At 65.7% G+C, this 4,385-nt stretch carries 5 protein-coding genes and 2 pseudogenes; 2 read left to right on the forward strand and 5 right to left on the reverse strand.

Annotation, left to right across the window (positions count from 1 at the left end; translation table 11 throughout):
* Positions 1-27 precede the first annotated feature (27 nt).
* Positions 28-186, reverse strand: a pseudogene (locus ACE3SS_RS14745) (4-hydroxyphenylpyruvate dioxygenase); the annotation flags it as partial.
* On the opposite strand from ACE3SS_RS14745, the pseudogene ACE3SS_RS14750 reads away from it, so the two are divergent.
* Both ACE3SS_RS14750 and ACE3SS_RS14755 read left to right on the forward strand, forming a co-directional pair.
* Positions 179-517: pseudogene (locus ACE3SS_RS14750) on the forward strand (Lrp/AsnC family transcriptional regulator); the annotation flags it as partial. The pseudogenes ACE3SS_RS14745 and ACE3SS_RS14750 sit on opposite strands and share 8 nt — an antisense overlap.
* A gap of 57 nt (positions 518-574) precedes the next feature.
* A complete protein-coding gene (locus ACE3SS_RS14755) occupies positions 575-769 on the forward strand; it encodes a heavy-metal-associated domain-containing protein (protein ID WP_003821167.1) in 195 nt (64 codons plus the stop codon).
* Between the two features lie 74 nt (positions 770-843).
* On the opposite strand, the gene ACE3SS_RS14760 is transcribed toward ACE3SS_RS14755, so the two are convergent.
* The 4 genes from ACE3SS_RS14760 to ACE3SS_RS14775 form a co-directional block, all read right to left on the reverse strand.
* Positions 844-1,602 (reverse strand): MauE/DoxX family redox-associated membrane protein, encoded by a 759-nt coding sequence (locus ACE3SS_RS14760; RefSeq protein ID WP_008786745.1) that lies wholly within the window; start codon positions 1,600-1,602, stop codon positions 844-846.
* Between the two features lie 217 nt (positions 1,603-1,819).
* Positions 1,820-2,158: an ISC system 2Fe-2S type ferredoxin gene (fdx, locus tag ACE3SS_RS14765; RefSeq protein ID WP_008786744.1), complete on the reverse strand. Its 339-nt coding sequence runs from the start codon at positions 2,156-2,158 to the stop codon at positions 1,820-1,822.
* A gap of 16 nt (positions 2,159-2,174) precedes the next feature.
* Positions 2,175-2,654, reverse strand: a complete 480-nt coding sequence (cueR, locus tag ACE3SS_RS14770; protein ID WP_008786743.1) for a Cu(I)-responsive transcriptional regulator — start codon at positions 2,652-2,654, stop codon at positions 2,175-2,177.
* Positions 2,655-2,669: 15 nt separating this feature from the next.
* The coding region (locus tag ACE3SS_RS14775) for a copper-translocating P-type ATPase (RefSeq protein WP_374595251.1) at positions 2,670-4,385 on the reverse strand (1,716 nt) is incomplete at its 5' end.

Genomic DNA, 4,385 nt, shown 5'->3' on the forward strand with positions numbered 1-4,385 from the left:
GCTATGCCTTCAGGGGGAAAGCCCGAATCAGGCTGGGTTGATTTCCAGCGCGCCGCGGTTGATCTGGTCGCGCTCCATCGACTCGAACAAGGCACCGAAGTTACCTTCGCCGAAGCCCTCGCGGTAGTTGCCCTTGCGCTCGATGAACTCGAAGAACACCGGGCCGAGCAGCGGCTCGGAGAAGATCGGCCTCACGCTCACGGCCTACCTGAACGTGCGTCTCGAAAAGCACTCCGACTCGCACAAGCGCAATCCCATGGACGTGTTCCGCGCGTCGGTCCAGAAATGGCCGGAGGTCGTGGAATGCCATGCGCTGACCGGCGACATGGACTATCTGCTGCGGGTGGTCGTCAGGAACATGGCTCACTACTCTCGCTTCGTGCTCGACACGCTGCTCAAGCACCCCAGCGTGCAGGACTGCAAGACAAGCTTCGTGCTGGATCGGGTAAAGAGCACCACGGCCTTGCCCTATGAGCATTCGGCCGATTGGTGTAGCGGGGATGCAAATAGCGCTTGACCTTCCAACCGTGGCAAGGACCAGACTTCAAACACCCCAACCCGAAAGGAGTTTTCCATGCAATTCCATCTCGAAGACATGACCTGCGGCGGCTGCGCCCGCACCGTTACGAAAACGATCCAAACGATCGACCCCAACGCCAAGATCGTCACGGACCCGCCGACCCGCCGTGTCGAGGTCCAGACCTCGGCCTCGCAAGAGCAGATCGCCGCGGCCCTGAGCGAAGCTGGCTTCCCGCCGCGCGCGCAGTAACACCGCGTCGTGGCCGGCCTGCACACAGGACGGCCGATGCGAGCACGTGCGCTGCGCCGTACCTGGCGCGGCGCTCAGTGCATCCCAAGGTAGGCGACCTTGGCCCACATCCACAGGGCCATCGCCACCATCATCAGGTTCTCGGTCAGGGACACGAAGCCCAGCGGCACGTTGCTGTCCCCGCCCACACAGGCGCACTTGAGTTCCCGGCGATCGACATAGACCGCCTTGAAAACCGACACGGCCCCGACGGTCCCGATGAACAGCGCCAACGGAATCGACACCCACATCCCCACGCCCGCGACCATCAGGACGCCTGCGATGGCCTCCGCGAACGGGTAGAAATAGGCATACCGAACCCAGCGCTTGGCCAGCAGGTCGTAGTTGAGGAACATCGTCGCGAAGCCGTCCACGTCCTTGAGCTTCTGCAGCGCCAGGAGACACATGGCAAAGGCCACGAACCACTCTGCCGCCTGAATGCTCCAGAGCTGGCCGAAGGCCGCCCAGCTCGCCGCCAGCGCCATCGCGGCCGCCATGGCGAACAGCGCGATCACAGGGGTGTAGGTCACGGCGTTCTTGTCCTTCACGGACATGCCGAAGAATTTGCGCAGGTCGTCGTAGCCGCCCACGCGCCGCCCGTTTATGAAGACCTGGGGCGTGGTCTCGACGCCATGCTCCTTCTTGAACGCATCCGTCTGCTCGCGGCTCGCCAAGTGTTTGTCCTCGACCTCGTAGCCCTTGCGGTTGAGCAGATCGAGCGACTTCAGCCCGTAGGGGCAGGTATGGCCGGGCATGACCATCCGGTAGAGCGTGGCTTGTTTGGGCGCAGACATGCTGGACTTCTCCTGTGGGACTTTTCATGGGCCGGCCGCAGCGCCGACTATCACGGATTGAAGGACTTTGACGACATTTCCAGCCTAACCGGCGGTGGTGCAAGGGGGTGTAGGCATCTGGCTCCCGGGGCGGTCGTCAGGCTGCAACGCCGTCAGTCCTCCGTCTGCCAGAGCAACCCCGCCGCAGGCCGGCGCGCCCGCGGCGGCACGCTGGGTCCTAGTGGTTCTCCTTGGCATGGTTGATCGTGTACTTCGGGATCTCGACGGTCAGGTCCTCGTTCGCCACGATGGCCTGGCAGCTCAGGCGCGATTGCGCCTCTAGCCCCCAGGCCCGGTCAAGCAGGTCGTCCTCGCACTCCTCGACCTCGTTGAGGGAATCGAATCCCTTGCGCACGATGCAGTGGCAGGTCGTGCAGGCACAGCTCATGTCGCAGGCATGTTCGATCTCGATGCCGTTGTCTAGCAGCGCCTCGCAGATCGAGGTGCCGACCGGCACGTTCAGCTCGGCGCCCTCGGGCGCCAGTTCAGGATGGGGCAAGACGGTGATCTTGGGCATGGTCTCTCCCGGCTGCTCAGTGCGCACGCGGCTTCTTTGCCGCTGCGTTGCCACTTGCACGCCGTGGCACGGCGCCGGTGCGCGCTTCGGGCTCGTCGTCGCTGGTATCGAGTTGCTCCAGCGTGTGCAGGATCGGGCAGTCGGGCCGTTCGTCGCCGGCGCAGCACCGGATCAGCGCCTTGAGCGTCTCGGCCATCTCCAACATGCTCGCGATGCGCCGGTCCAGCTCGGAGATGTGCTGCTGCGCCAGGCGCTTGACGTCGGCACTCCGGCGCGACTTGTCGTTCCACAGTCCCAGCAGGTCCGTGATCTCGGCCACCGAGAAGCCGAGGTCGCGCGCACGCCGGATGAAGTGCAGCCGGTGTACGTCGTCCTGGCTATAGGCGCGGTAGCCCGAATCGTTCCGGTCGGCCGGGGGAATCAAGCCGATCTGCTCGTAGTAGCGGATCATCTTGGCCGAGACCTTCGAGGCCTTGGATGCTTCACCGATGTTCATGGTGTTCCTCCTTTCTCAATGAGCGGTATCCGCCGCCAGCGGCGGCTGGAAGCGGCGCAGGCGCAGCGCGTTGCCGAGCACGAACACGCTGGACAGCGCCATCGCTCCGGCCGCGAAGATCGGCGACAGCAGCACACCGTATGCGGGGTATAGGACGCCAGCGGCCACCGGGATCAGGGCCGTGTTGTAGCCAAACGCCCAGAACAGGTTCTGGCGGATGTTGCCGATGGTGGCCTTGGACAGCGCGATGGCGTTGGGCACACCCTGCAGGTTGCCGGACATCAGCACCACGTCGGCCGACTCCACCGCCACGTCGGTGCCGGTGCCGATCGCCAGGCCCACGTCGGCCTCGGCCAGCGCCGGCGCATCGTTGATGCCGTCACCCACGTAGGCGATCTGGCCGTGGGTGGCCTTTAAGCGGCGCACGGCTTCGACCTTGCCCTCGGGCAGCACTTCGGCCACCACCTCGTCGATGCCCAGTTGCTTGGCGATGGCCTGCGCGGTACGCGCGTTGTCGCCAGTGATCATCGCCACCTTCAGGCCGAGCTGGTGCAGCGCGGCAATGGCCGCGGGCGTGCTGGACTTGATCGGATCGGCCACCGCGATGATGGCGGCCAGTCGGCCGTCGATCGCGGCGTACAGCGGCGACTTGCCCTCATTGCCCAGGCGCTCGGCCGTGCGAGCGAAGCCGCTCACGTCCAACCCCAGCTCACGCATGAAGCGATCGGCACCGACCTCGACACGCGCGCCGTCCACGGTGGCGCGCACGCCCATGCCCGTGACCGAATCGAAGTCTGTCATCGTCGGCAGCGCGATGCCACCTTCCACGGCCGACTCGACGATGGCGCGTGCGATCGGATGCTCCGAGCGCGATTCGACAGAGGCGACCTTCGCCAGCACCTGGTTGCGGTCAAAGCCGTCGGCAATCTCCAGGTCGGTCAGGACCGGGCGGCCCTCGGTCAGCGTGCCGGTCTTGTCCACGGCCACCACCTTGGCGTCCTTGAGCAGTTGCAGGGCTTCACCCTTGCGGAACAGTACGCCCATCTCGGCGCCCCGGCCCGTGCCGACCATGATGGAGGTCGGCGTCGCCAGACCCATGGCGCACGGGCAGGCAATGATCAGCACCGCCACGGCATTGACCAGCGCGAAGGACAGCGCGGGCGACGGGCCGAACACCAGCCAGACCAGGAAGGTCAGCACGGCGGCCAGCATGACGGCGGGCACGAACCACAGTGTCACCTTGTCCACCACGGCCTGGATCGGCAGCTTGGAACCTTGCGCCTGCTCGACCATGCGGATGATCTGCGCCAGCATGGTCTGACCGCCCACGGCGGTGGCACGCAGCGTCAGCGCACCCTTCTGGTTGACGGTGCCGCCGACCACGGTGCTGCCTTCCGCCTTTTCGACGGGAATCGGCTCGCCGGTGATCATCGACTCGTCCACGAAGCTGCGGCCCTCGGTCACTTCACCATCGACCGGCACGCGCTCGCCGGGGCGCACTTCCACGATGTCGCCCTGCGCCACGTCGTTGATCGGGATGTCCACGATGCGGCCGTCGCGCAGCACGTGCGCCTCCTTGGCCTGCAGGCCGACCAGGCGCTTGATGGCCTCGGAGGTGCGGCCCTTGGCCCGTGCCTCAAGAAAGCGGCCCAGCAGGATCAGCGCCACGATGACGGCGGCCGCCTCGTAGTACACGTTCACCGTGCCGGCCGGCAGCAGACTGGGCGCGAA

It is taken from the genome of Aquabacterium sp., from assembly GCF_041915145.1.
Classification (GTDB): domain Bacteria; phylum Pseudomonadota; class Gammaproteobacteria; order Burkholderiales; family Burkholderiaceae_C; genus Aquabacterium.

Bases quoted from the DNA above. Each gene is read 5' to 3' on its own strand.
- ACE3SS_RS14755 (WP_003821167.1), top strand. From the start codon at position 575: ATGCAATTCCATCTCGAAGACATGACCTGCGGCGGCTGCGCCCGCACC.
- ACE3SS_RS14760 (WP_008786745.1), bottom strand. From the start codon at position 1,602: ATGTCTGCGCCCAAACAAGCCACGCTCTACCGGATGGTCATGCCCGGC.
- cueR (WP_008786743.1), bottom strand. From the start codon at position 2,654: ATGAACATCGGTGAAGCATCCAAGGCCTCGAAGGTCTCGGCCAAGATG.
- fdx (WP_008786744.1), bottom strand. From the start codon at position 2,158: ATGCCCAAGATCACCGTCTTGCCCCATCCTGAACTGGCGCCCGAGGGC.